Consider the following 22,836-nt stretch of genomic DNA (forward strand, 5'->3'; position numbering starts at 1 on the left):
TTTTGATAATCGCTTTCTATGCTATAATCAAAATATGACTTTAAAGGAGCTGATTTCGTTTTGCAGATAAATCGTGAAGAAGATGCGTTGCATTTTGCGGCGTTAGTTCGGGATAAAAAAGTTTCACCAACAGAATTGGTGCGACAAACAATAGATAAGATTGAAAAAGAAAATCCTTCCTTAAATGCGGTCATCCATCCCCGTTTTGAGGCGGCTTTGCGTGAAGCAGAGACGCGTGACTTCAGTGGGAAACCATTCGGCGGCGTCCCTATTTTATTGAAAGATATGGGGCAGACCTTGGCGGGTGAGCCGAGTACTTCCGGTTCCGTTTTGTTGAAGGATTATGTGAGTGCGCAGACAAGCCACTATACACAAAAGTTATTGGATGCGGGATTCGTGGTGGTTGGGCAAACGAATGTACCAGAATTTGGCTTCAAGAATATTACGGATGCGCGCATTTATGGTTCTACGCGTAATCCCTGGAATACGGACTATTCACCAGGTGGTTCCAGTGGCGGTGCCGGCGCAGCGGTTGCGGCGGGCATGGTACCAGTAGCCGGTGCGAGTGATGGTGGTGGTTCCATTCGGATTCCTGCCTCGTTTACAGGATTGGTCGGACTAAAACCCACACGCGGACGCATGCCAGTCGGACCTGGTTCGGGGCGGAATTGGCAAGGAGCCTCGATTGATTTTGCATTAACGAAATCGATTCGTGATACGGTGGCCATGGTTGAGGCGATGCAGACGGTTCAATTAGCTGCGGCATTTCAGGCACCTTTATTACCAAATGGCTTCATTGCAAATGGACGCCGGAAGTTTAAGGTAGCTTATTCATTGAAATCCCCTATTTTGTCTGTTGTGAGTCAGGAAGCAAAAGATGCGGTCATGAAAATGGTGGACTGGTTGGAAGCGAATGGCCATGAAGTGGTGGAAAAGGATCCCGATTATGACGGTGTGGCCTTGATGAAGAGTTATTACATCATGAACTGCGGGGAAACGACTTCCATGCTGCAAGGCATGGAACAGAGCTTGGGCCGAGCATTTACGCTAGATGATATGGAACTGGTGAGTTGGGTATTGTATCAAGCTGGTAAAAAGGTAACGGCTGCGGAATATTCGAACACTTTGAAACGTTGGGACGCCGCAGCTGAAGCGATGGCCATTTTCCATGAAGATTTTGATTTGTTGTTGACGCCAACGACAGCGGATGCGGCACCGCGGATTGATACCGCGTGGCAGTCGGCGGAATTGATGGAAAAGATGGCGAATGTTCAGGAGTTTGGTGCTTCAGAGCAGCAACAAATTGTCTGGGACATGTTTGATTTGAGCTTGCCGATTACACCATTCGGGATGCAAGCGAATTTGACGGGTGCGCCGGCTTTAAGTTTACCGGTTCATTTAACCGAGAACGGTTTGCCATTGGGCGTTCAGTTCACGGCTCCGAAAGGCCGAGAAGATTGGTTGCTTGCATTGGGCGAAGCAATTGAGGCTGATGGGTTGTTTATTTAAAAAGAAAAAGCGTGGAGTCGCCCTCCACGCTTTTTGTTATCTGTATAATTCTTCTGCTTCTTGGCGAGCTGCTACAGCTTCCTCAAGTGTATCGAATGTTCCAAGATGCTTGTTCTTACCGTCGACACTGATGTTCGCTTTGTAGCGTGTGCCACTTTTTAGTTCTACTTTCGAAACGCCAACGTATCCGGTGCTGTTTGAAGTTTTTTGAGCGGGAGCTTTAGCTTTTTTAGGAGCTGCTGCTTTTTTCGGTGCCGCTGGTTTAGCTTGTTTTGTTGCTTCTGTTACTTCGTGACCACAGCTTGTGATAACTTGGTTTTTCAAATCAGATTGCTTAACAACTAATTCATTACCACAGACACATTTTACTTTCCAGAAACGGCCTTTTTGGTTAGATTCTGCTTTACCTAGAACCGTCAAATCGCCAAATTGTCTGCCTGTTAAGTCAATTCTCTTCTTCATTATTAATTACCTCTTTCTATCCATAGCATAGAGTCCATTCACGGACCAACGTTTTACATTATACTGAAAACCGCGCTATTTGGCAAATTGGATAGGATTTAGAGGTGATCACGTTCTTGATAACGCCGCACTTCGAAGACAGATTTAAAAACAACCGCTACGATTGCGCCAAGTACAGCTCCGAGTGGTCCAAAAATCATGATGCAAACAATGGAGGCAAGGAATGTATAAATAGGATGTACACCGATTGCGCGACCCGTCAATACTGGCTCAGCAATCTGCCTCACCACTGCTAAAATGATATATAAAATCCCAATTTGCCAGGCGAGGGTTGTGTTCCCCATGAAAAAATGGATGAGCGCCCAGGGAATCATGACAATCCCACTCCCTACAACGGGGATGATGTCAACAACTGCAATTAACAATGCCTTGATGAACCAGAAATCAACCCGGAAGAACCATAATCCAATACTCAATATCAAAAATCCCAAAAGAGCTAGTTTCAATGTTGCTTTCAAATAACCAATGATACCAGTGGAAACAGATTTAGAGATTTCTTGCAAATAATAAGTGAATTTATTCATGGCTGAACCACCTTTCTTGTATTATATTATACTACTACATGGCAATAGCTGGGGCATCAGTCTTGAGAATGAAAAAACGCCGATTAGCTCAAATAACGAATCTTAATAGTCACCTTTTCCAGATAGAAAAAAGAGGCTGCATCAGCCTCTTTCTAATTTATTCTTTTTGGAAACAACAGGTACTGGGATACTTTTTCTTGCGTACAGATATACCGGTACACCCATTAGGGTTAACCCTATTCCCAGTAAAGCATTCAAGGGCTGCGTGAGGAGCGTGCTCACCAATATAAACAAACCGCCTGCAATTGCCAATAACGGAATAAAAGGATACAGCGGAACCTTGTAGGCACGTTCGATTTCTGGCGCACGCTTACGCATGATCATGACGGCCAGGAATGTCAGTGTTGTAAAGATCCAAATTACAAAAACGATTAAATCCGTTAATTGGTTAAACGAGCCCGTCAACATCATCAAAATTGAAATGACCAGCATGACTACCCCACCGTTTACCGGAACATTGGATTTTTTCTGCAGGGTTTTGAACCAATTGGAAAAAGGCAACATGCCTTTTTGGGCCAATACGTAAGGGATACGAATCCCGGACATATAATAGCCGTTCATGGCTCCAAAAACAGATATCAAAATTCCCATTGTTATTAAGTCACCGCCGATACCTGGAAACAGCCTTGATGCTACAATTGCGGCTGGTGTTTCGGTCGCTGCCAAAGTCGCACTGTCGGCCACAAATAGATAAGCCACGTTAATAGCCAAGTAAATCGCCATGACGATGGACAAGCCACCAACGATAACCCGTGGCAGGGTTTTACCAGGATTTTTCATTTCTCCGGCTAATGTGCTAACGTTCATCCACCCATCATAGGCGAATAAAACCGAAACCAAAGCAGAACTAAAAGCTGTGAAAAAAGGACGGTCACTCGCCGCGAACGGTAACAGCTGCGCGGTACCTTCTCCTTGGTAAAGGAAACCGGCGATGATGATGGCAACCAGCGGCACTAATTTCAAAAAGGTGGCAATATTCTGGATAGCCCCCCCGTACTTTGTACCCAGTGAGTTCATGGCCGCAATAAAGAGTGAAACACCGATTGCAATCGGAACCGTCAACACGGCATCCAATCCCGTTAAACTAATGGCTTGCGTTGCAAAAATGATGGCCAACGCAGCGAAATTAGCTGGGAAGTACACAACCATCTGCGCCCAACCGGCCAAAAATCCCCAGAATTCACCGTATACTTTTTCCATGTAAACCATTAAACCGCCTGTTTGGGGAAAAATCGTCCCAATTTCGGCGACGGTCAGGCCACCGGTAATCGTGATAAATCCAGCCACCAACCATGCCAGGAGTCCTACTCCCGGAGCACCACTTGCAGAATAAACAGCAGTGGGTTTGAAAAAGACCCCTGCACCAATAACCGTACCAACGAGAACAGTCAGCGCAGTGAGACTACTTATATTTTTATTTAAGTGTGGTTCGTTCATATTTTACGACCTTTGCTTATGTATTTTTAAAATTGCTTCCCTCGATTTTAATTGCCTGCCTAGTCAATGTCAAGCATTGCTTTTCGCATAAAAAAAAGAGTATGCCACAGCATACTCTCATGCACGTCAATTATTTAGATTCGAACGCTTCAGACCACGTGACCAACTGAATATCTTCTTCGGTGATGACTCTTAAAAAATCATCGTCCATCAAAAATTCATACTCCCATACACGTTTCTGCCATTCAGGTTTTTGTTCGAAAAAGATACTATCGGAGGTTGAGGGATGTAAATAGACTTCGGTGATTCCTTCAGGAAGGTTGCGCAACGCATCCAGGTAAAATTTTTTCAAATCTTCGTACGACTGTATATCCTCAATCGGAAGTAAGTTGGAAAATACTTGATCCGGTAAAGGAACACCCTTTTTCTCGGCAAACTCTGCGACTTCACACTGTGCGTCCTCCACTCGCTTGGTTAAAGGATGTGGTGTAACGTCGACCAGGGCATTTTCATTTTTGGGATAGCGGAAAGGTAATTTATGGGTTGCACAAAAATGAAGACAAACCGGTAAACATTCCACCTGGCTTTCTTGATGAAGACTTCCACCATGGCTGTCCAGATGATCAAACGCAATACCATAGGCTCGACCCTTTTCAAATTGCGCGGCGATCTCTTTCATGGCCGTAATACTTTTGGTTTCTTCGTACATGTTTTGGGGTTCATCGCTTAACCAACGAGTGGTTTCTTCATCTGGCCTCAACGTTACGTGTAGGCCGATACCGATTAGGTGTTTAAATTTAGCAATACGGCGGACGGCATCTTGCACACTATCACCAAGGATCATCAAAGATGCGGCTGTAATTCTTCCAGCTAAAGCCAGTTCCTCAATTGCGGCATTGGTCGCGTTGCAGATTCCCATGTCATCTGCGTTAACAATTAGATACTTCGCCATATTGACACCTCCCTCTTATACACCTATTGTAAGCAATTTTGCGTTGAAATCCAAAAGTTATTGTTTATCTTTAAAATCATTGATAAAATGAGCTATCAAAATGAGAAAGAGGTTAACAAAAATGGACTTAGAAGAACTGTTAAAACAATTTGAGACCTTTAAATCAGAAAATAGTGAGAGTAAGTTGGATATCGTCGTTGAACAAATCAAGGATTTGGATGATGTCTTTGGGGATATGTATATTATGGCTTATGACGAAGAGGACAACGTGGTCAATGATACGTTATTGATGACCATTGAAGAGCCAACTAAAGAAGACATGCAGCATTTGCGCGGCATCGCGGATGCTTTGCGGGCAAAATTATAATAATTATGAGGTGAAAAGATGATTTTAACGGGTGCTCTGGTTAATGGCGTTGCCATTATTATAGGCGGCATAATTGGACTGGCTTTGAAGAGCGGTTTGCCTGAGCGACTCGGTAATACTTTGATGAGTGCGCTAGGATTATGTGTTTTATATATCGGCATCAGCGGTTTGTTGAGTGGCGATGATATGATGGTCATCATTCTCTCCATGGTTTTCGGAACCTTGATTGGTGAAGGCTTTGATTTGAATCAAAAGATAAATGCTTTTGGCAATCGACTCGAACTGAAATTTGCGGCAAATTCGAAGGATAAGACGATTCCGATCGCGCAGGGATTTGTGACCGCCAGTTTGATTGTTTGTGTAGGGGCAATGGGAATAGTTGGTTCCATGCAGAGTGGTTTAGCCAACGATCACAGTACCCTATTTGCCAAAGCTTTGATTGATGGAATTGTTTGTATTGTCTTGGCTTCAACTCTGGGAATTGGCGTTGCCCTGTCCGGTTTTGTCATTATAGCTTATGAAGGCAGCTTGGCAGTTTTCGCTTCATTCTTGGCTCCACTCTTGACAGAGGGCGTGATTAATAATTTGACCAGCGTTGGTTCGCTATTGATTATTGCCTTAAGTTTGAATATGTTGAAAATCACTGATTTAAAAGTGATGAACTTTGCACCGGCCGTTTTCATGCCGATTCTTTTAAGTTTATTCATGTAGAAAACCGCTCAATCCATTGTGATTGGGCGGTTTTCTTGTTGGGGTGATTACTCAGGCGCGATTTTTTGTTTGAGTAATCACTTTTGTGTTTAAACTGATTACTCAAGTGGGATTTTGCGTTTGAGTAATCAGTTTTACCCATTAAGTGATTACTCAAAGTCATTTTTCCATCTGAGTAATCACTTTTTGCGAAAAACAATAATCATATCGTCAGAATCATTAGTCAACGCTTCGCCGGTCCAATCCCCCCACTTATAGGCGACTTCCAAGCCTGCCAAACGACCCATTAATTCCAGTTCTGATGGCCATACGTAACGATGTTCAGTTTGGTGGGATGCAACCTGGCCTTCTGACAAATCAAATTGCTTTGAAATCAATTTTTGGTTAACACGATCATACTCATCATAGCCAATAAAATCTTCTTCCAAAGCAAATGGTGCACGGTTATCCCCCACAATTTCATGAACCCGCGGGACGAACGTTTCGATGACCAGCACCCCACCCGGTCGCAGGTGACGCGCGGCATTCTGGATAGTCGCCACTTGGTCGTCCAACGTCAATGCGTACGTGATGCCATTAAAAATTAAATACACCAAGTCAAACTGCGCATCCACAGCTCCATTGCGCATGTCTCCAACCAGTGTTTTAACCCGGTCACTTTTCTTGTGGAGTTCCTGAAGCATCCCCTCCGAAATATCCATACCGGTCACCTGGAACCCACGTTCCGCTAATGGAATGGCAATCCGTCCGGTCCCTACCGCCAGTTCCAGAACATCATTTCCGGGCGCCAACTCTGCCAGTTTTTCAACCGTTGGCGTCACAAATTCCTTTTCATTTAAAGGGTAAATATCTTCATCATAATCTCCGGCAATTTCATCAAATCTGTTCATCCTGCACCTCTTATCTCAAAATCCAAAAATTTGAATCCGAATCTTCTCTTTGCTATATTCATTATACAAACCATTTAGGAGGAAGTCATTTGAAAATAGAAATTTGGTCCGACTTCGTATGTCCCTTTTGCTATATCGGCAATAAGCGCCTCGAAGACGCATTGGCAAAATTCGACCATGCAGAAGACGTTGAAATTGAATACAAAAGCTACCAATTAGATCCAACCGCCAAACACATTCCAGGTAAAACCATGAATGAAACGTTGGCAGAACTCAAAGGCATGCCTTTGCCGCAAGTCGAACAAATGAATAAACAAGTTGCGGAAATGGCAGACACTGTCGGGTTAACCTTCAATAACGATACTGCCCAATATGCGAACACGTTTGATGCTCACCGTTTATTCCATTACGCGAAGGAAGTTGGAAAAGGGAACGAATATGACGAACGTTTGAAAAAAGCCTATTTCACTGATTCATTATTAATTAGTGATTTTAATACATTGGTGGATTTGGCGGCTGAAATAGGTCTGGACCGCGAAGAAGCACGGGTAGTTTTGGAATCGGAGCGCTATGCTTCAAACGTGCGCGCGGAAATTAACGAAGCGAAGCAAATCGGAGTCCAAGGCGTTCCTTTCTTTGTTTTCGACAGAAAATATGCAGTGTCGGGTGCACAGCCAGAAGAAGTATTTGCGAAGACTTTGGCGACAGTTTGGTCTGATAAGTAAGCGGTTTTGTGGTACGATAGTCTCAAATGAAGTCGAGGTGACAGAATGGGATTATTTGATTTTTTCAAGGGAAATAAAAAACCGGTCGCTCCAACTGCTACCAAAGCGCCTGAACAGTCATTGGGTTCGGATGTGAAGTTTGAAACCCGGATGACGGACCGTCAGATGGTTGCAGATAAAGCGGTTGTTCAGGAAATTGCGAAAAAAATTATTGCCGAGGATCCGTTCGTTAAGCCATATCAAGGACGAGTGGACGCTGATTTCCGCGATGGCGAACGCCGAATTTTCGAGTTTGAGGAAGTAACCACGATGAATGTGGCGATTGAACCGGATTTCACCTTGGTTATTGAAGGAATCGCGCTCGGAAAAATTCCGGCTGATAAGGTGGAGGCAATCAAGCCTTACTTCGGGTCAACGATGCTGACTGCTTTTGTGTACGTGATTGGCGGTCGAAGCAAACAGATTGTTGAAGGTGAACTCGTTATGAGCGAAATTCCCTACGGATTGGATATTTATCTTCAATTTAATTAAAAACAGGAGGTCCGGCATAGCGCCGAACCTCCTGTTTTCTATTTTATAGCAACGTTGTAATTTCTGCGTACTCTTTACCAAGTGAGTCAGCAACGTCAGCGTTGGTAACTTTACCTTTAAATACGTTGAAGCCAGTTAAGATAGTACCGTCTTCTTTAGCTGCTTCAATGTGTCCAAGTTTTGCAATTTTAGCTGCAAATGGCAAAGTTGCATTCGTTAAAGCAATTGTTGATGTACGTGCAACCGCACCTGGCATATTTGGAACAGCGTAATGAAGAACACCATGTTTAACGTAAACGGGATCATCATGTGTTGTGGTGCGATCTTCAGTTTCGAAGATACCACCTTGGTCAACAGCGATATCCACAATCACTGAACCTGGTTGCATTTGAGAAACCATTTTCTCAGTAACCAAGGTTGGTGCTTTACGTCCTGGAATCAAGACTGCCCCAATCACGATGTCTGCATCTTTAAGTGCTTCTTCAATATTTACAGCGTTGGACATAAGTGTCACAACTTCTGTTCCGTATAAAGCTTCGATTTCAGTTAATACTTCCGGTCTCACATCTAAAACAGTACAATGAGCACCCATACCCAAAGCGATTTGCAAGGCATTACGTCCGGTAACCCCGCCACCGATGATGACAACTTTACCGTTTTGAACACCCGGTACGCCACCGATCAATACTCCTTTTCCACCGTTATGGCTTTCCAGGAAGTGTGATCCGATTTGAACAGCCAAACGTCCTGCAATAACTGACATCGGGTTCAGTAGTGGTAGTGTACCTGTCTCGCTAAGCATTGTTTCATAACCAATTGCAGTCACACCAGATTCTTCTAAAGCAGTTGTTAATTCAGGTTCATTTGCAAGATGTAGGTAAGTGAATAGAATTAGGTCTTTACGGAAATATTTATATTCTGTTTGTTGTGGCTCTTTAACTTTGATGACCATTTCAGCTGACCATACTTTATCAGCAGACGGCTCAAGTGTTGCCCCAGCTTCAGTATACTGCTCATCAGTAAATCCTGATCCAACTCCCGCCCCCGCTTGCACCATGACTTTGTGTCCTTGTTTAACAAGTAGCTCAGTACCACCTGGCGTAAGTCCTACGCGGTTTTCGTTGTTTTTGATTTCTGTCGGTATCCCGATTAGCATATGATTATTTCCTCCATGTTTCTAGATTTAATATTTACTGTTACCATCATACCATGAAATCAAGAGGTTATAAAAAATTATGCGTTTTACCTAAGGATATTGACTCAATTAATGATTGAAAAAGTTAATTAATAATGTTCACCAACCGCCATGTGAAGCTAAAATCAGTGGTTTTAAAAACTTGTGATTTTTTTGGTTAATTGTCAACTTAAAAACAATCCCCACAATAATTCTCATATTATCAGTCCGGCGTTACGCTGTTTCAAGCGATATTGAATCTCTGGAATGTGCCGGATGGCTTCCGAAGCGACGCGCTCGGCTGACACTGGTTTCCCTTCTTCGTCCACCACCCAGACGCCACCATGATAAGGTTTTGTACGCCACTTTGTGACGTATTCAAATTCATCTTTTTCTGCCCAAATATACGGTGTTGGCATAAAGCCAGCAGCGAAAATAGTATAGAATCCTTCGGGAGAATAGGGATCTGTAACATGTTCTTCGATGGCATCCACCATCGTCCCCACCCGCTTCAGCAATGTTTCGGTGCGCGCTAACACATCTTCATTCTTGCTCATGTCCGGTACCAAGCCACAACGACGTTGACGCCGGTATTCCTGGATTGCGGTTTGCGTGATCTGAACACTCTCGTTTATAACAGTAGGTGTTGCCAAATGATCCGCTTCTGAATAGCTCACGACATGAAGGACAGGTGGACTTTGATCGTTTTGTGGTTCGATATCATCAATTAAAGCCGAAACCGCGGCCAATTGAATGCGGGCCTGATCTAAATCCGGTGAGAAATAGTCCAAACCAGCCCGGGGTTGTAAAATAACCCGGAAATTCTCATCTTCCAAATTACGAACCAGGTTCAAAGCCGCACGCGCTTTGGCCAAGTCCTGCACACCCCATGTATAACGGGGCGTGTTCAACATGATTTGTAGAACAAACGTCTTAATGCCCACTTTTTTAGCCAGTTTGGCTGCCAAGTAAGCGGACAGTACATATGTCGTATCATCCGCCCCGCGGAAAGCGAAATGGTGCGGTGTATTAGGTTCGAACGGTTTATCGGTTGTCGCAATGTATTTCATGGTCTTAACATGTTCGACCAAGTTCTTATAAACATCATACGGTCCGCGCCCATCCATCTTATTGAACCACCATAACGACAAAGCATGCCAGGCTGTATTCAAATGGTCTTCATAAACCTTGGCCATTTCCGGAATGCGTTGGGTTCCGGAATAAGTCCGGACCAACATCGGGCTCGCTGCTGCGGCGATTTGCTCAAATTCTTCCGGTTTATTAACCGGTACACCTCCGCCATTGGGTCGGTCGCCCCAGTCTTCCCCGAAATTGGATTGCGAAAGTTGCGAACTACCGATCGAAACGATATCCAAATAGCCCGTGTCCGAGAGATGCTTACACCAATTCAAGAACTCTTCGACATTCTCTTCGCGTGTCGCGGTCGAAGAAAATGGTCCAACGTGTGCTCGCAACAAAGGGGCGTAGTTGTCGGTCATGGTGGCGTTCAACCTTTTTACCAGCGTATCTTTCATTGTCCCTTTATCTTGGTAGCTCGCACGTGCGATCGGTTTCATATCCAGGTAGGCTTTTTTACGAATGATGGCCTCCCCGAATTTCAGGAGTGTTTCATCGTATTTACTGCCTTCCTTCATTTCAGCGGGAATGCGTTCTTCGGGCACACCGTATTTCCCTAACGTTTCCTGTGGCGATTCACTCCCTTGAAAAGTCAGAATGACATCGTTGAATTGCTCCTTGATCATTTTGCAAGCTTTCGGCAAGCCGGCAAAAGAAATACCATTAATCGGCCCACCTTGCGTTGCCAACATGTTATTGGCCCGTAAAGCATACAGGACATACCCCACCATATTAACGGCTACTCCCTCATCCAACCGATAACTCAGGCCCACATGGGTAATTTTATTTTCCCGTAACCAAGCCACCAATTTCTCTTGATTGGATTGATAACGAATGTCATTCAAGATACTGGAAATCTGCGTATCTCCCGTGATGACCTCGTAACCACAGCTCCGTAGTAGTTCAGCCGCCGCATTCACACCTAATGTATGGGCATCAAGTGACGGTTTTAAATAAGCAAAAACTTCATTATCTTTAACTGGCATGCAGCAACCTCCTCTAATTAAGAATCATTCGTGCCGATATTCCATTTTCTTCTATTAATTCATGCAAATTACGTCCTTCTTTGCGGAAATCAATTTCCAGGAGAGTAGAGGCCAAATCAATAACCAGGCCAATCGTCTTCATCTCCAGTCCAAGTTCTTTCCCGACCGCTTCCAGCGGTACCAGTCCGGTTGGAATATCCTCCATGACATAACGATGTTCCAAAGAACGCGGTGCTTGGATGGTGGCATACGCTTCATTGCTTTGGATCACACTGTATAAATCATCACCTTCCAATTCATACGTGCGTTTCATCCATTCAACCGCCGTTTCAATCGGATGACCCAGTTTCTTAGCCACTTCTACCCGCTCTTTGTCCATTTTTTCGATAAAACCAGCGATTGTTCGACTGATTCCGGTGCGATAGTAATTGAAATCATCCTGCTCGCTTTCCACCCAGCCTGTGTTCAATAAAATGGGAGCACAGTGCATAATCATGCCAACGTTTCCGATGGACGTTTCAATCATCGAGTTGGCTGGAATGAATTTGTCCCGCAAACCCGTCGGCAAATTGTTAACCAAAGTCTGGTTGTCATCCCCAGCAATCGTCGAAACCAAAACGTCGTGTTTCAACGCATAAATTTCCACCTGATTCTGAGTTACTTTACGACAGGTATAAAGAATCGTTTGTGTTTCCGCAATAATCGGTTCTACAAAGGGATTTACTTTATGGAAATTGTATTGGAATTCCAAAGCCCCAAAAGTACGGCCTGGATTTAAGATAATCGTCGTTGGTTTCGTGATGAAGGATGCAAATTGTGTCGCCAATCCTGCGTGAGAAAATGCCGGTGTGGTCACAAAAATCATTTCCGGATCCAGAAGCGCATCTTTCAGATTATTGGTAACATGTGCAATACGTGCATCCCCATTAATGACACCCGAGCAATGAATAATTGGGTTCTCCAAAAGGTCCTGGATATTCTTCTCAGTTCGGTTCCACAAGGTCACCTCATGCCCTTCGATTGTGAGATGTGCCGCCATCGCCAAACCTGAATTTCCTGCCCCGATAACCGTAACCTTCATTTCCTCACCCTACTTTCTACATTTATGTCAGCGCTATCATTGTTTGTATAACTAAGTTATATCACAGTAATGGCCTAGCGTCCAACATGAATGTGATACAATTAAAAATGAAGGAGAGGATTTTTATGAAAGATTTTCAAACAGTGTTAGACTTCTGGTTTGACCCGGAAAATGTTCCTTTTTGGTTTGAAAAAAATGAAGATTTTGATAAGAAAATTTACAACCAATTCTATGTAACTTGGCAGTCTGCCATCAAGGGTGAATACTGGCATTGGCGTGAAACCATTAAAGGACGGTTGGCAGAAATCATTGTCCTCGATCAATTCTCAAGAAACCTATGTCGTGACGATGCCAAAGCTTACGCGCAAGACACCATGGCCCTGGTTCTTTCTCAAGAAGCCATTAAGCTCCCTGATTTCAATGAACTAACCATCGATGAAAAAAGATTTCTCTTGATGCCGTTCATGCACTCAGAATCCAGTGCCATCCATAAATTGGCTGTGCCCTTATTCAAGGAACATACCGATGACCTTTCCTATGAAATCGAATTGCAACACCAAGCGATTATCGAGCGCTTTGGCTATTACCCACACCGGAATGAAGCACGCAACCAGACTTCCACCCCGGAAGAGATTGCGTTTATGGAAAAACCCGGGAATACTTTTTAACCGGTAAAAAATCACGACGATTAGCTGTTTCGAATATTGCTAATCGTCGTGATTTGGCGATTTTGCGCCTATTAGCTAGTCGCCCACTTCTTAATCGTCGCCATTTTGGAAAATCACGACGATTAACCCGAACAACAAAACTTAATCGTCGTCCTTACCAAACAAAAAATCGGCAAAGGTTCTCTCACCCTTGCCGATTCACTATTCAACTTAGTCTATTTCCAAAACTTCGCCTGTTTCAGCGTCAACCCTTACATCGCGGTCATGACCTTGGAACTCAATATCATATTTCGCACGATTATTATGGTCATCGTCCGCATCCAATTCCCAACCTTCTAACTCTGAATCGTCAGCCAAAGCAGTTTTAGCAATCTCTACTGCTTCTGTTGGGGTGATCAGATTGTCAAAATTCAAGTATTCATCGTCATTATGTTCATTATCGTCATGGTCATCTTCATCAACTTTAATGATGTCTCCGGAAACGGCATCGATTTCTGCATCGTATTCGCGGTTCTCGAATACACCCTCAATTTCATATGACCATTTACCAGAGTCTTCATCGAAATCAACCTTATGTATCTGTGCATCCGGATATTCACGCATGTAAATATCAACAGCGTCTTGTAAACTTAGCGTTTCACCTGTTTCGGAATTGGAATCATCCATAACCCCTGTATCATCCGGTACAGAACTTGTCTCGGTTGTTGTATCGGTTGTCGTATCATCTGTCGGCGGCGTCTCTGTTGTCTCGGTATTGTCACCACAAGCGGCCAATACCAATCCAGATAAACCAACTAAACTAAGCATTTTCCATTTCTTCATGACAAATTTTCTCCCCTCAAATCAGATTGCCTTAATATCCTCCGTCATCATCTTCCATGCCATCCGTTTCCATTCCCGATTCATCAATCGAATTTTCAACGTCTGGATCATCTACGGGATCCTCCGTGCCAGTATCAGTCGAACATGCAACCAAAGCAAGTGACGCAACTGCGGCTAACATGAGTTTCTTCCACTTTTCCATCGAATTTCCCACCTTTCCTATGTGACGTCTTTCTTTACACATATGCTAAAGGAAATAAAATCCAAACTCAAACGATATGGTTTATTTGGCTCAAGTTTTGGATAAAAGTCGCTCAAACCAACGCGTCACCAAAGCCGCACTTTCCAAATCCGCCGGGCTATTGCCCTTGCCATTCAATTCATCCACGACACTTTGAATAAACGCCAACCCAACATGCTCCGGTTCCTCCAAATCAATCGCTTCCCCATTCACTACCAAATCCGTTACACCCGTTCCCGAGAACACCATTTTTCCGGCAGTACCCGTAATCGTTACCTCATCCAACTCATAACCAGCCACATAGCACCACGCGGCCGTCCCAATAATTTCTTGGGAAAAAATGAAGTTCGCAACCGTCGTATCCTCAACCGTATACAAGCCACCTTTGTTCATGGCGCAACCATCCATCCAGGTCAAATGACCAAAAAAGTAGCTCAAGTAATCCATGACATGCACTTGTGTATCCAATGCCTTGCCGCCACCTGCTTCCGGGCGCAAACGCCAAGGTAACGGATTTTCATAATCTGAAGGATGTGGCTTTTGGAAATGACGAATTTCCACTGTTAAAGGCTTGCCGATTTCACCCTGGTCCAATTTTTCTTTAATCATTTGTATTTTTGGCAATCCGCGGCGATAAAAGTTGACGAAAACCGATACCCCGGCCTTCTCTGCTGCGGTGATAATTTCCTGGCATTCATACTCATGAATGGCCATTGGTTTTTCCATCAATACTGCTTTACCAGCCGCTATGGCTTGCATGGCATATGCGTAATGGCTATCTGGTGGGGTTGCAATATAAACGGCCGTAATTTCTGCGTCTGCCAACATTTCTTCTACAGTCAAATAGGCAGTCCCATGCCCATGACGGTTCACCCAGTCTTCCGCTCTGGCTTGCGTCCGGCTGAAGACACCTTTCAAGCGGCTTCCCTTTGCTTTATACAAACCCGGTCCGGTTTTCTTTTCCGTAACATCGCCACACCCGATCATTCCCCATACAACTTCATTCATTACTTATTACCTCCTTATTTTCCTTTTATTATAACGTTCTTGGAGGGTGTATCCTATTCAAAAATTTGTTATACTTTGGTAAAGAGAAATGAAAGAAGGATGATTGTCATGACGCAAGCATTAATCGTTTATGCGAGCCTAACAGGAAACACGGAAGAAATTGCGGATATCACCGCCGAAATATTTGAAGAACACGGGGTCGATGTTGACGTTGTTGAATGCGTACAGGCTGATCCTGCTGATTATGAAGACTACGATTACTGTATCGTTGCCAGCTATACTTACGGCGTGGACGGCGATTTGCCAGATGAAATTATTGATTTCTATGAAGAACTGGAAGAGATTGATTTGACCGGAAAAATATATGGTGTGGTAGGTTCTGGCGATACCTTTTATGAACAGTTCTGTACAGCCGTTGATGATTTCGAACAACAATTTGCCAAAACGGGGGCAACCAAAGGAGCAACCGGCGTTAAAGTGGATTTGAATGCCGAAGAGGAAGATGTGGCAAACTTACAAGCGTTTGTTAAAGGGATGGTTGAGACTTACGAGTCAACTGTCGGATAGGTTGGTGGATATGTGGAACTGAGGGGATTACCTATGGATGTGGGTATGGAATATGAAATTCTACTGTTGCAGCTCGGCTCGTTGTCACGCAAACATTATGTCGCAGAGGAATCACTTCGGGAACAGGAAGAGAGATTACAAGCTGTCGTAAAACAGATGTCAAAAAAAAATGCGAATCTGGAGAAATTGCAACAGGAGTCTCTATCCAACGCCATTTTGAAGATTATTGGTTCCTATAAACGCCAAATCGATCAAGAAACAAGCGATATCATCAGCGCTAAAATTGAATTCGACAAGGCGTATTCGCTGAAGATAGCTGCTCACCGGCGTCTGATGGCATTGCAAAATGAAATACTCGAGAAAAAAAACCGGATTCGTGAAGTGAGAGAAAATCTGATCCGCCATAATGGCGTCGTCGAAAATACGATTACCGATAAAGACCAACAAATCATCCGTCTCCGTTATGAATATGTGCAGACTTTGGAGGCTGAAGAAGCCTGTTATCAACTATTGGAAATTATTACGGATATCATGACCAATCTGGATAGTTCTGAAACGATTTCCAATTGGGATTTGATTACTGAAATTGATTTCCTCTTGAACCATGTGAAACCAGAACAACTGGACGTGGCCGAAGCGATGTTATTGGATCTGGAACGTAAAACCCAAAATTTGGAACGTGAGCTGCATGACTTAAATTATATTTATGCCAGTGAATACCAGACTTTGACTGAAGCAGGACCTGCCATTGATAAATTTTTTGATGACCTTTTTTCCGACTGGTCAACGAAAGATGCGGTGGAAAAAAGCCTTGTTCAATTGAAACAATTGGAAGACAACGTTACCCATCTATTGACGAAAATCGCGACCGAAAAAGGCCGCCTGGAACAGGAATACATAAAATTATTGGACAAAAACTGAAAGGCTTTGATTATATGCAAGTCGTCCCTGTCACGACAACGGAACAATTTCGACAAATAGAAATGTTATACCTTACCGCTTTCCCTGAAAATGAACGTAAATCATTTTCGATGATGAAAGACTTGATGGCGGATGGTTCGGTGGAAATGGTTATTTTTTCAACGAACGAATTCCCCTTCGTGGGTTTCGCGATTTCCGCTATCCACGACCAAACAGTGCTTGTTGATTACTTGGCTATTCACCCGGACTATCGTGGTATGGGCTTTGGGAGCATGGCTTTAAAATGGTTACTAAACCACTATCAGGCATTTAAAGTGTGCCTCGAGATTGAATCAACGAAAGTCGATGCTGAAAATAAGCGCGAACGGCAACTACGTAAAGGTTTTTATTTAAAAAATGCTTTAGAGCTGTTGGCGTACGAGGCCGAAGTGTTTGGCGTGCGTTTTGAGATACTGGCGAATGATAAGTCGTTGGTTGCCGATGAATATGTAGCGGTGTACCATAACGTTTATGGCGAACGTTCTTCACGGAATGTGGCGATTTTGACTTCTTAAAAAAATGTTCCTTTTTTGGGGAACCGTGGTATAATGATAACGATTACTTTTCAAAGTGATCTTTAATTAAATCCCCCCAAGATTTAATTGACCTAGGCATGAGTGGGTTTATCCCACTTTTGCTATTTTTTTGCCACAAAACGCATTAAAAAGTGATTTTATCACATAAAAAATAACCCACCCTCGATTAAGAGAGTGGGTGTTTTTGTGCCTATTTCAATTGTCCCCAAACTTCACCAAGTGGCGCAATCGGGATGAAACCTTTACCGCCATTCCCACGCTTGTACTCTAACCACACATAGTTGTTGACAAAATGCGCGCGATCATACTTCAATTGTTCGCCAGGATAGTAAGTCGCAATGTGTTTTGCTCCGACAAAAGGACTGTTACGCACCAAGATTTGTTCTTTCGCTACAAATGTACCGTTCATATTCAAGATACCTCCTTCTTTGACAACCGGTTTTACAGTGGGTTTTGCGATAACCGGCTTTTTAGCGACGACTTGTGCGCCTGCAACGATTGGTTTTTCTACGCTCAAAATCTTATTGACCTCTTGGGCGATATACTCGAACTTGCCACCAAGATACGGACCTGGACAATTAGTCTTTACGAACCAATCGTGTCGCCACAACGTACCAGTAGTATCACCGGTGTACGTCGCTTTCTCCAAGCCATAACGTTTGTGTTGCTCTGCAAGCATGACAATTAATTTGTCGATGGTTACATCCGAGACTTCCCAAGGGTCTCCTGTTTTTGAGTTTGCCAACTCATAAGTAATAGCCCGTTGGTCAGCCCATTCGCTGGAACTGGTCCACGCTCTATTTTCCTCTTCCACGTTCAGCGCTACATCTCCATCATATCCAATACAATAGTTTGCGCTTGCTTGTCGGCTAGGCGTATCTCTGAAGTATTCTGCACAACGTTTCCCTGTCCACTTTGCAGCCATGTGATGAATGACAAAAGCCTGTACCTTGTGTTTACGTTTGCCGGAGTGTTTATTTGTCAGTACGACGTTGTCGATATATGGACTTCTACTCATATTTTATTTCCCTCCTAAACTCTTACTAGCCAAGTCATAAACACCACTTGCAGTTGCCCCGCCGATGAAACCCGCAGCAATGAATGTGGGCACGTCTTGGTAAAAACCAAGCGCCAAGATATAACCCACAACCATACCCAATCCGACAGATACCAACGGTAAATAGCGTTTGTTGACCAGTTCCGCATTCTTGATAACCTGTACCACGATGCCGGAGAACACACCTACAAAAGCGACTGCCGATAAAATATTATTCAGTAATTCGTTCATTTCCCTCTCCTCCAATCTTCCAAAACAGAGATACGGACATCGTGAATATCGAGACGGTCGTCCACTTTATCGACCCGACCATGTAACTTTATCCGGTCGCTTTTCGACTCCGTCAGACTTTCTGACAACCGCATGATTTCATAGTTGAGTTTGAGTAATGTTTCATTCAGTGTCTTTCCCATCTTGTACAGTCCGCCCAGCGCACTGATCGAGAACGCGATGATGAACCACCATTCTTTTATGAACTCCATTTTTCAGCTCCTTTCTAATTTTTGACAATGCAAAAAGGATAGCCAAATTGACTATCCTTCCATGTAACTATTTAATTTTCATTTACCACGCAGTAGGGGTCTACTAACACTAAAATTTTATTGCGATTTGCTCGGCTGATGAAATGATTTTCATTTACCGCGCAGTTTCTTAAAACTTTGTAAACGTTACTTCGCAGTTTGGTTCAATTCCCCAATAATTAATCCCAAATTGATTTTTCTTAGTAGGTTTGTTATCACCAGCGACCCAGTAGTACTTAAAGTAAAACAAATTACAACCATTAACCAAGGATTAATTAGTGTATTTGCTAAGTAAAAATAAATTAAATATATGATTGGTTCATGGAATAAATATAATCCAAAATTATTCTTATCTATTTCTTTTGTTATTATTTTATCAAAATAAAAGTCGAATGTACCTTTACTAAACAATCCGTACAAAACAATTATCGCGCTACAAGATGAAATAAGAAATAAAATATGTTTAATTATTATCACAGTATACGTTGTATTTGTTGATAATAGATAATAAGCTACCCACGTTATAAAGTTAACTGAAAATAAAAAGGCGATAACTTTATGTGACAACATACGATTCAAATGTTCTTTATATTCATTAAATAGATAACCCAGGTAAAAGAAAATTAAATAAAAAAACGAACTTTTAATTTGAAATATACTAGGAAATAAAATACTAAACATGTAAAAAGATGTAAATATTATTAAATTAAAAATCGTTCCTTTTCCTAAATTAATCACGCTGAAAAATATTATAAATACTAAAAAAAGCATTACCAAAAACCATGTGTGGCCTACATCTATACTTGTTAATAAATTTTTTATAGCAATAAGCAAACTCCCTTTGTAGTTTTTATAACCTACAAATAACCTAATGGGTATAACCCAAGATAATGTTACAAAAAAGTATGGTACGAGTAATCTTATAGCTTTATCTTTGATTAAAAGAATAATGCTCAAATACTTTCCTCTACTATGGCTATTAAAAAACAAATACCCCGAAATCATAACGAAAAGCGGCATTTGAAAAATGTTAATATAATTTTTAGCCATATTAATAGTTTCTGACGGAACTTTAGGTATGAAAACGTTCCAATTAGTTTGATACAAAATCATACTATGTCCTAAGATAACTATTAGAACCCCAAAAACTTTTAGTAAACTCACAAATTTAATTTTTCTCGATTTGCTCATGTCCTTCCCCCTATTATAAAGATTACTGACTTTATAAATATATTACACGGAGAAGGGATAAGCAAACGATTATTTCAAGTATCTGGAAAATGAATGTTAAAAATTATATTAAGACTCAATCAACGAACGGAGCCTAGCCACTTCTGTTGCCAAATCTTCCAGTGTCATACCACTATTCAATAAAACTTTATTGCTGTCGATGCTTTTCACTGTATGGAAATCGTCAAAACTATTTGCGATCAAAAGACCAATGCCCCGATTGCCGTTTGTGTTAAAAGAAAAATAAATTCTTATCTTATTGTTTTCGTCCAATATACTAACCGAACGGTAAAGCATGCCTGAATACAACGGATGCCCTGTTCCTGTTACAATAAGCTCTTTTTTCTTTGCGAAATTCATTCCGTCAGTGCTAGTGAAATGCGTAATATTTTGAGGCGTACCGGCATGATATCCAATAAAATGATATTCCCCATTAAAATAATTCACATCAATATGGTGGTAGATAAGCGAACTATCGAACGCTACCTTCTCTTGGTTGGTCGGCGTGTAAGTCCCGCCGTCTAGCATTTCGTTGTAATACACTCCGTCCTTTGAATTGTAATACCAAAGACGATAAACTTTCCGAACGTTGTCCCAGAGTATCGCCGGACTTTGAACAATGTGACCACTAGAACGAACCGTTTCGGGTATCATCGTTTCTCTCGCACTCCACGTTGCGCCGTCAGTCGTCGTTTTCCTGAAGACCGTGGTGGGTTCGTCAGTAGCGCGTCTTGTAAGGCGATACCAAACCTCTAAAGTCGAAGTGTCTGGGCGGTAAACAAGATGTGGATCGGACATGTAATCGGTATTCGCGATTTCTGCTGCTGTTAAGTCATCGAGTGGGTTTGCACTTGTGACAACCTCCCAATTGATGCCATCATTTGACTTGTGAACAACCGGAACTTCATAACGTTCGGGATAAGGTTGTGCAACTGTCGGTAATGGAGAGGATGCCATCCAGTATTTATACCCATTAAAGCCACCCGCAATATACAATACGGACGGATGGTACGGCTGATTGTATCCACTGAAATCTTTCAGGTCTAATCGAATTGGCTCTACATATTTAGCAGAATATGCTGTTTCAAGTTGAACAGTTTTTTCTGTAACTTGTTTTACTTTCGGTGATAGCTCAATGCTATCTGATGTCCCCCACTCCGTACTGAACACGTAACGCTTATGAGGGATATAGTAGTCTGGATATTCTTTTTCAAGCGTCAACATAAAGACGTCAAGGACACTTAACGGCACAGCCGCTTTCACAAAAGCCGTACCTTTTGGAGTAGGAACAATGTTTGTGTTGTAGCTTCCACCGATGAAGTTTTTATTTACGTCCCAAAATGTTGTTGCATATGTGTCAGACCGTTTATAAACTTTCCCTTCAACTACTGGTATAAAATCACTACTACACCACCCACCAAAGGTTCTCCACGAACCGTCCGATTCATAATAGCCTCCAGTTTTTACCGCGCTTTTATCAAAAAGGTTCTGCGTGGTAATCAGCTCTACTCCGCCGATGTTTTGCCCATTGATTTTAACTCCTTCTAAGACTTCGAAATCAGCACCAAATGCATAACGGTCAAACGGCACGTATTGAGATGGGTATTGAGACGACAGTGTTACCATAATTAAATCTAGGTTCGTCACCTGTGCCGCAACCCTTATATAAGCTGTTCCTTCCGGTATTGTAAAGGTTGTTCCGCTTAAACTGCCAGCGAACGCTTTATTCGTATCCCATTGAGTGATATTGCTTCCGAGGTTTGTTGTATATGTGCTTCCGGCAACAACCGGAATAAAATCACTACTGAGCCATGCTCCATTCACTAACCAAGCACCGTTGCTACCTTGATAAAAACCACCTTTTATAACAGTGTTTTTGTTAAACAAATTTACGCTTTTTGTTTTTTTAATGCCTTGTAGAACAGAAGGAGATAGTTTGTCGGGTGAAATCTTATCAGTAGTGATTGCTCCGTTAGCGAGTTTATTCGTTGTAATGCTATTATCGGCTGGCACGGCATTAATAGCGGCTGTTCCAGCAATCATTTCCCTCAAGGAATCAGAAATCCACGTTTGGTCGAATTGTGTTTTATTTTTATCGAAATCAGCAAGACCTATTTCACCTTTAGTAGCTTTTTGCTGCAACTGCGCGGTAAGGTCATTCAATCTGGGAGCGTAATTTGTCTCTAAATTGCTTGCGTCAATCAACGCTTGCGTCAATGCGGTGAAGCTATTTTCAGACTCTATCGCCGCATCATCAATTCCGCGTGTAACGGTAATCTCGAACAAATCACTCACCACACGCCCAACGCTATCAACCAGAACCAATGCAGCGTTCAACTTGCCGACGTTGGACAACATACCTGTCGTGTAGTAAATCTCGAACTCGCCCTTGCTTGCATCGATTGCCGTGAATGCGTCCAGCCCGTCATGCGACTTGTCGCGTGTTTCCCAATACAACGATAAGGTCACACCGGATAAGTTTTCCACTACCCCATCATTGACGATTTGTACCGCCAGTTTACGCCCGTTCTGGTCGCTTGCGTTTGCTTTCAGTTTCTCGTATATGTTCTTTGTTGCCTTGTCCCAAGTAAGTTGGGTCGTTCTAAAATTGTTCAGCAAA

At 42.7% G+C, this 22,836-nt stretch carries 25 protein-coding genes; 9 read left to right on the plus strand and 16 right to left on the minus strand.

The window, feature by feature from the left end:
- The first annotated feature begins 60 nt into the window (after window positions 1-60).
- Entirely contained in the window at window positions 61-1,509 is a 1,449-nt protein-coding gene (locus ACTVAI_RS05200; RefSeq protein ID WP_443486062.1) for an amidase, read from the plus strand.
- Window positions 1,510-1,545: 36 nt separating this feature from the next.
- Here the strand turns inward: ACTVAI_RS05200 and ACTVAI_RS05205 are convergent, their stop codons facing one another.
- The 4 genes from ACTVAI_RS05205 to ACTVAI_RS05220 form a co-directional block, all read right to left on the minus strand.
- Entirely contained in the window at window positions 1,546-1,971 is a 426-nt protein-coding gene (locus tag ACTVAI_RS05205; RefSeq protein WP_443486063.1) for a hypothetical protein, read from the minus strand.
- Window positions 1,972-2,069: 98 nt separating this feature from the next.
- Window positions 2,070-2,555, minus strand: a complete 486-nt coding sequence (locus tag ACTVAI_RS05210; protein WP_443486064.1) for an AI-2E family transporter — start codon at window positions 2,553-2,555, stop codon at window positions 2,070-2,072.
- A 141-nt stretch (window positions 2,556-2,696) separates the two neighbouring features.
- Window positions 2,697-4,052: an APC family permease gene (locus ACTVAI_RS05215; RefSeq protein ID WP_443473820.1), complete on the minus strand. Its 1,356-nt coding sequence runs from the start codon at window positions 4,050-4,052 to the stop codon at window positions 2,697-2,699.
- 130 nt (window positions 4,053-4,182) lie between these two features.
- Complete coding sequence (locus tag ACTVAI_RS05220; RefSeq protein ID WP_443473819.1) at window positions 4,183-5,004, minus strand: carbohydrate deacetylase; 822 nt, start codon at window positions 5,002-5,004, stop codon at window positions 4,183-4,185.
- Between the two features lie 121 nt (window positions 5,005-5,125).
- Here ACTVAI_RS05220 and ACTVAI_RS05225 point away from each other — a divergent pair, with 121 nt between their 5' ends.
- Together ACTVAI_RS05225 and ACTVAI_RS05230 are read left to right on the plus strand one after the other, a co-directional pair.
- Window positions 5,126-5,371, plus strand: coding sequence for a hypothetical protein (locus ACTVAI_RS05225; RefSeq protein ID WP_443473818.1), 246 nt, complete (start codon window positions 5,126-5,128; stop codon window positions 5,369-5,371).
- Window positions 5,372-5,389: 18 nt separating this feature from the next.
- Entirely contained in the window at window positions 5,390-6,082 is a 693-nt protein-coding gene (locus ACTVAI_RS05230; RefSeq protein WP_443486065.1) for a DUF554 domain-containing protein, read from the plus strand.
- 179 nt (window positions 6,083-6,261) lie between these two features.
- On the opposite strand, the gene ACTVAI_RS05235 is transcribed toward ACTVAI_RS05230, so the two are convergent.
- The gene (locus ACTVAI_RS05235; protein WP_443486066.1) at window positions 6,262-6,972 is read right to left on the minus strand and encodes a class I SAM-dependent methyltransferase; all 711 of its coding nucleotides are present in this window, start codon (window positions 6,970-6,972) and stop codon (window positions 6,262-6,264) included.
- Window positions 6,973-7,061: 89 nt separating this feature from the next.
- Between ACTVAI_RS05235 and ACTVAI_RS05240 the strand changes: the two genes are divergently transcribed.
- Window positions 7,062-7,697, plus strand: coding sequence for a DsbA family oxidoreductase (locus ACTVAI_RS05240; protein ID WP_443473815.1), 636 nt, complete (start codon window positions 7,062-7,064; stop codon window positions 7,695-7,697).
- 45 nt (window positions 7,698-7,742) lie between these two features.
- A complete protein-coding gene (locus ACTVAI_RS05245; RefSeq protein ID WP_443473814.1) occupies window positions 7,743-8,228 on the plus strand; it encodes a hypothetical protein in 486 nt (161 codons plus the stop codon).
- A 43-nt stretch (window positions 8,229-8,271) separates the two neighbouring features.
- Here the strand turns inward: ACTVAI_RS05245 and ald are convergent, their stop codons facing one another.
- The 3 genes from ald to ACTVAI_RS05260 all read right to left on the minus strand — a co-directional run bounded on the left by ald (window position 8,272) and on the right by ACTVAI_RS05260 (window position 12,606).
- Window positions 8,272-9,384: an alanine dehydrogenase gene (gene ald / locus ACTVAI_RS05250; RefSeq protein ID WP_443486067.1), complete on the minus strand. Its 1,113-nt coding sequence runs from the start codon at window positions 9,382-9,384 to the stop codon at window positions 8,272-8,274.
- Window positions 9,385-9,617: 233 nt separating this feature from the next.
- Window positions 9,618-11,525 carry a hypothetical protein gene (locus ACTVAI_RS05255; RefSeq protein ID WP_443486068.1) on the minus strand — a complete coding sequence of 636 codons (1,908 nt, stop codon included), beginning with the start codon at window positions 11,523-11,525 and terminating at the stop codon, window positions 9,618-9,620.
- A gap of 13 nt (window positions 11,526-11,538) precedes the next feature.
- Complete coding sequence (locus ACTVAI_RS05260; protein WP_443486069.1) at window positions 11,539-12,606, minus strand: NAD/NADP octopine/nopaline dehydrogenase family protein; 1,068 nt, start codon at window positions 12,604-12,606, stop codon at window positions 11,539-11,541.
- A gap of 125 nt (window positions 12,607-12,731) precedes the next feature.
- Between ACTVAI_RS05260 and ACTVAI_RS05265 the strand changes: the two genes are divergently transcribed.
- A complete protein-coding gene (locus ACTVAI_RS05265) occupies window positions 12,732-13,274 on the plus strand; it encodes a DUF924 family protein (protein ID WP_443473810.1) in 543 nt (180 codons plus the stop codon).
- Between the two features lie 210 nt (window positions 13,275-13,484).
- Here the strand turns inward: ACTVAI_RS05265 and ACTVAI_RS05270 are convergent, their stop codons facing one another.
- The 3 genes from ACTVAI_RS05270 to ACTVAI_RS05280 all read right to left on the minus strand — a co-directional run bounded on the left by ACTVAI_RS05270 (window position 13,485) and on the right by ACTVAI_RS05280 (window position 15,345).
- The gene (locus ACTVAI_RS05270) at window positions 13,485-14,096 is read right to left on the minus strand and encodes a PepSY domain-containing protein (protein ID WP_443486070.1); all 612 of its coding nucleotides are present in this window, start codon (window positions 14,094-14,096) and stop codon (window positions 13,485-13,487) included.
- Window positions 14,097-14,127: 31 nt separating this feature from the next.
- Entirely contained in the window at window positions 14,128-14,298 is a 171-nt protein-coding gene (locus ACTVAI_RS05275) for a hypothetical protein (protein ID WP_443473808.1), read from the minus strand.
- A gap of 90 nt (window positions 14,299-14,388) precedes the next feature.
- Window positions 14,389-15,345, minus strand: a complete 957-nt coding sequence (locus ACTVAI_RS05280) for a Gfo/Idh/MocA family protein (protein ID WP_443486071.1) — start codon at window positions 15,343-15,345, stop codon at window positions 14,389-14,391.
- Between the two features lie 108 nt (window positions 15,346-15,453).
- On the opposite strand from ACTVAI_RS05280, the gene ACTVAI_RS05285 reads away from it, so the two are divergent.
- Genes ACTVAI_RS05285 through ACTVAI_RS05295 form a run of 3 tightly spaced genes read left to right on the plus strand, consistent with a single transcriptional unit; the run spans window position 15,454 to window position 17,387 of the window.
- Entirely contained in the window at window positions 15,454-15,912 is a 459-nt protein-coding gene (locus tag ACTVAI_RS05285) for a flavodoxin (RefSeq protein WP_443473806.1), read from the plus strand.
- 33 nt (window positions 15,913-15,945) lie between these two features.
- The gene (locus ACTVAI_RS05290; RefSeq protein WP_443473805.1) at window positions 15,946-16,833 is read left to right on the plus strand and encodes a hypothetical protein; all 888 of its coding nucleotides are present in this window, start codon (window positions 15,946-15,948) and stop codon (window positions 16,831-16,833) included.
- A gap of 14 nt (window positions 16,834-16,847) precedes the next feature.
- Window positions 16,848-17,387 carry a GNAT family N-acetyltransferase gene (locus tag ACTVAI_RS05295; RefSeq protein WP_443486072.1) on the plus strand — a complete coding sequence of 180 codons (540 nt, stop codon included), beginning with the start codon at window positions 16,848-16,850 and terminating at the stop codon, window positions 17,385-17,387.
- Window positions 17,388-17,598: 211 nt separating this feature from the next.
- Here the strand turns inward: ACTVAI_RS05295 and ACTVAI_RS05300 are convergent, their stop codons facing one another.
- The 5 genes from ACTVAI_RS05300 to ACTVAI_RS05320 all read right to left on the minus strand — a co-directional run bounded on the left by ACTVAI_RS05300 (window position 17,599) and on the right by ACTVAI_RS05320 (window position 22,835).
- Window positions 17,599-18,426, minus strand: coding sequence for an N-acetylmuramoyl-L-alanine amidase (locus tag ACTVAI_RS05300; RefSeq protein ID WP_443486073.1), 828 nt, complete (start codon window positions 18,424-18,426; stop codon window positions 17,599-17,601).
- Window positions 18,427-18,429: 3 nt separating this feature from the next.
- The gene (locus ACTVAI_RS05305; protein ID WP_443486074.1) at window positions 18,430-18,696 is read right to left on the minus strand and encodes a holin; all 267 of its coding nucleotides are present in this window, start codon (window positions 18,694-18,696) and stop codon (window positions 18,430-18,432) included.
- Entirely contained in the window at window positions 18,693-18,947 is a 255-nt protein-coding gene (locus ACTVAI_RS05310) for a hypothetical protein (protein WP_443486075.1), read from the minus strand. The genes ACTVAI_RS05305 and ACTVAI_RS05310 overlap by 4 nt, the downstream gene beginning before the upstream one ends.
- A 186-nt stretch (window positions 18,948-19,133) precedes the next feature.
- Window positions 19,134-20,177 carry an acyltransferase family protein gene (locus tag ACTVAI_RS05315; RefSeq protein WP_443486076.1) on the minus strand — a complete coding sequence of 348 codons (1,044 nt, stop codon included), beginning with the start codon at window positions 20,175-20,177 and terminating at the stop codon, window positions 19,134-19,136.
- Window positions 20,178-20,285: 108 nt separating this feature from the next.
- Entirely contained in the window at window positions 20,286-22,835 is a 2,550-nt protein-coding gene (locus ACTVAI_RS05320) for a BppU family phage baseplate upper protein (RefSeq protein WP_443486077.1), read from the minus strand.
- Between the last annotated feature and the right edge of the window lies 1 nt (window position 22,836).

Origin of the sequence: Jeotgalibaca sp. A127 (assembly GCF_052266745.1) — a bacterium.
In the GTDB taxonomy this organism is placed as follows: Bacteria; Bacillota; Bacilli; order Lactobacillales; family Aerococcaceae; genus Jeotgalibaca.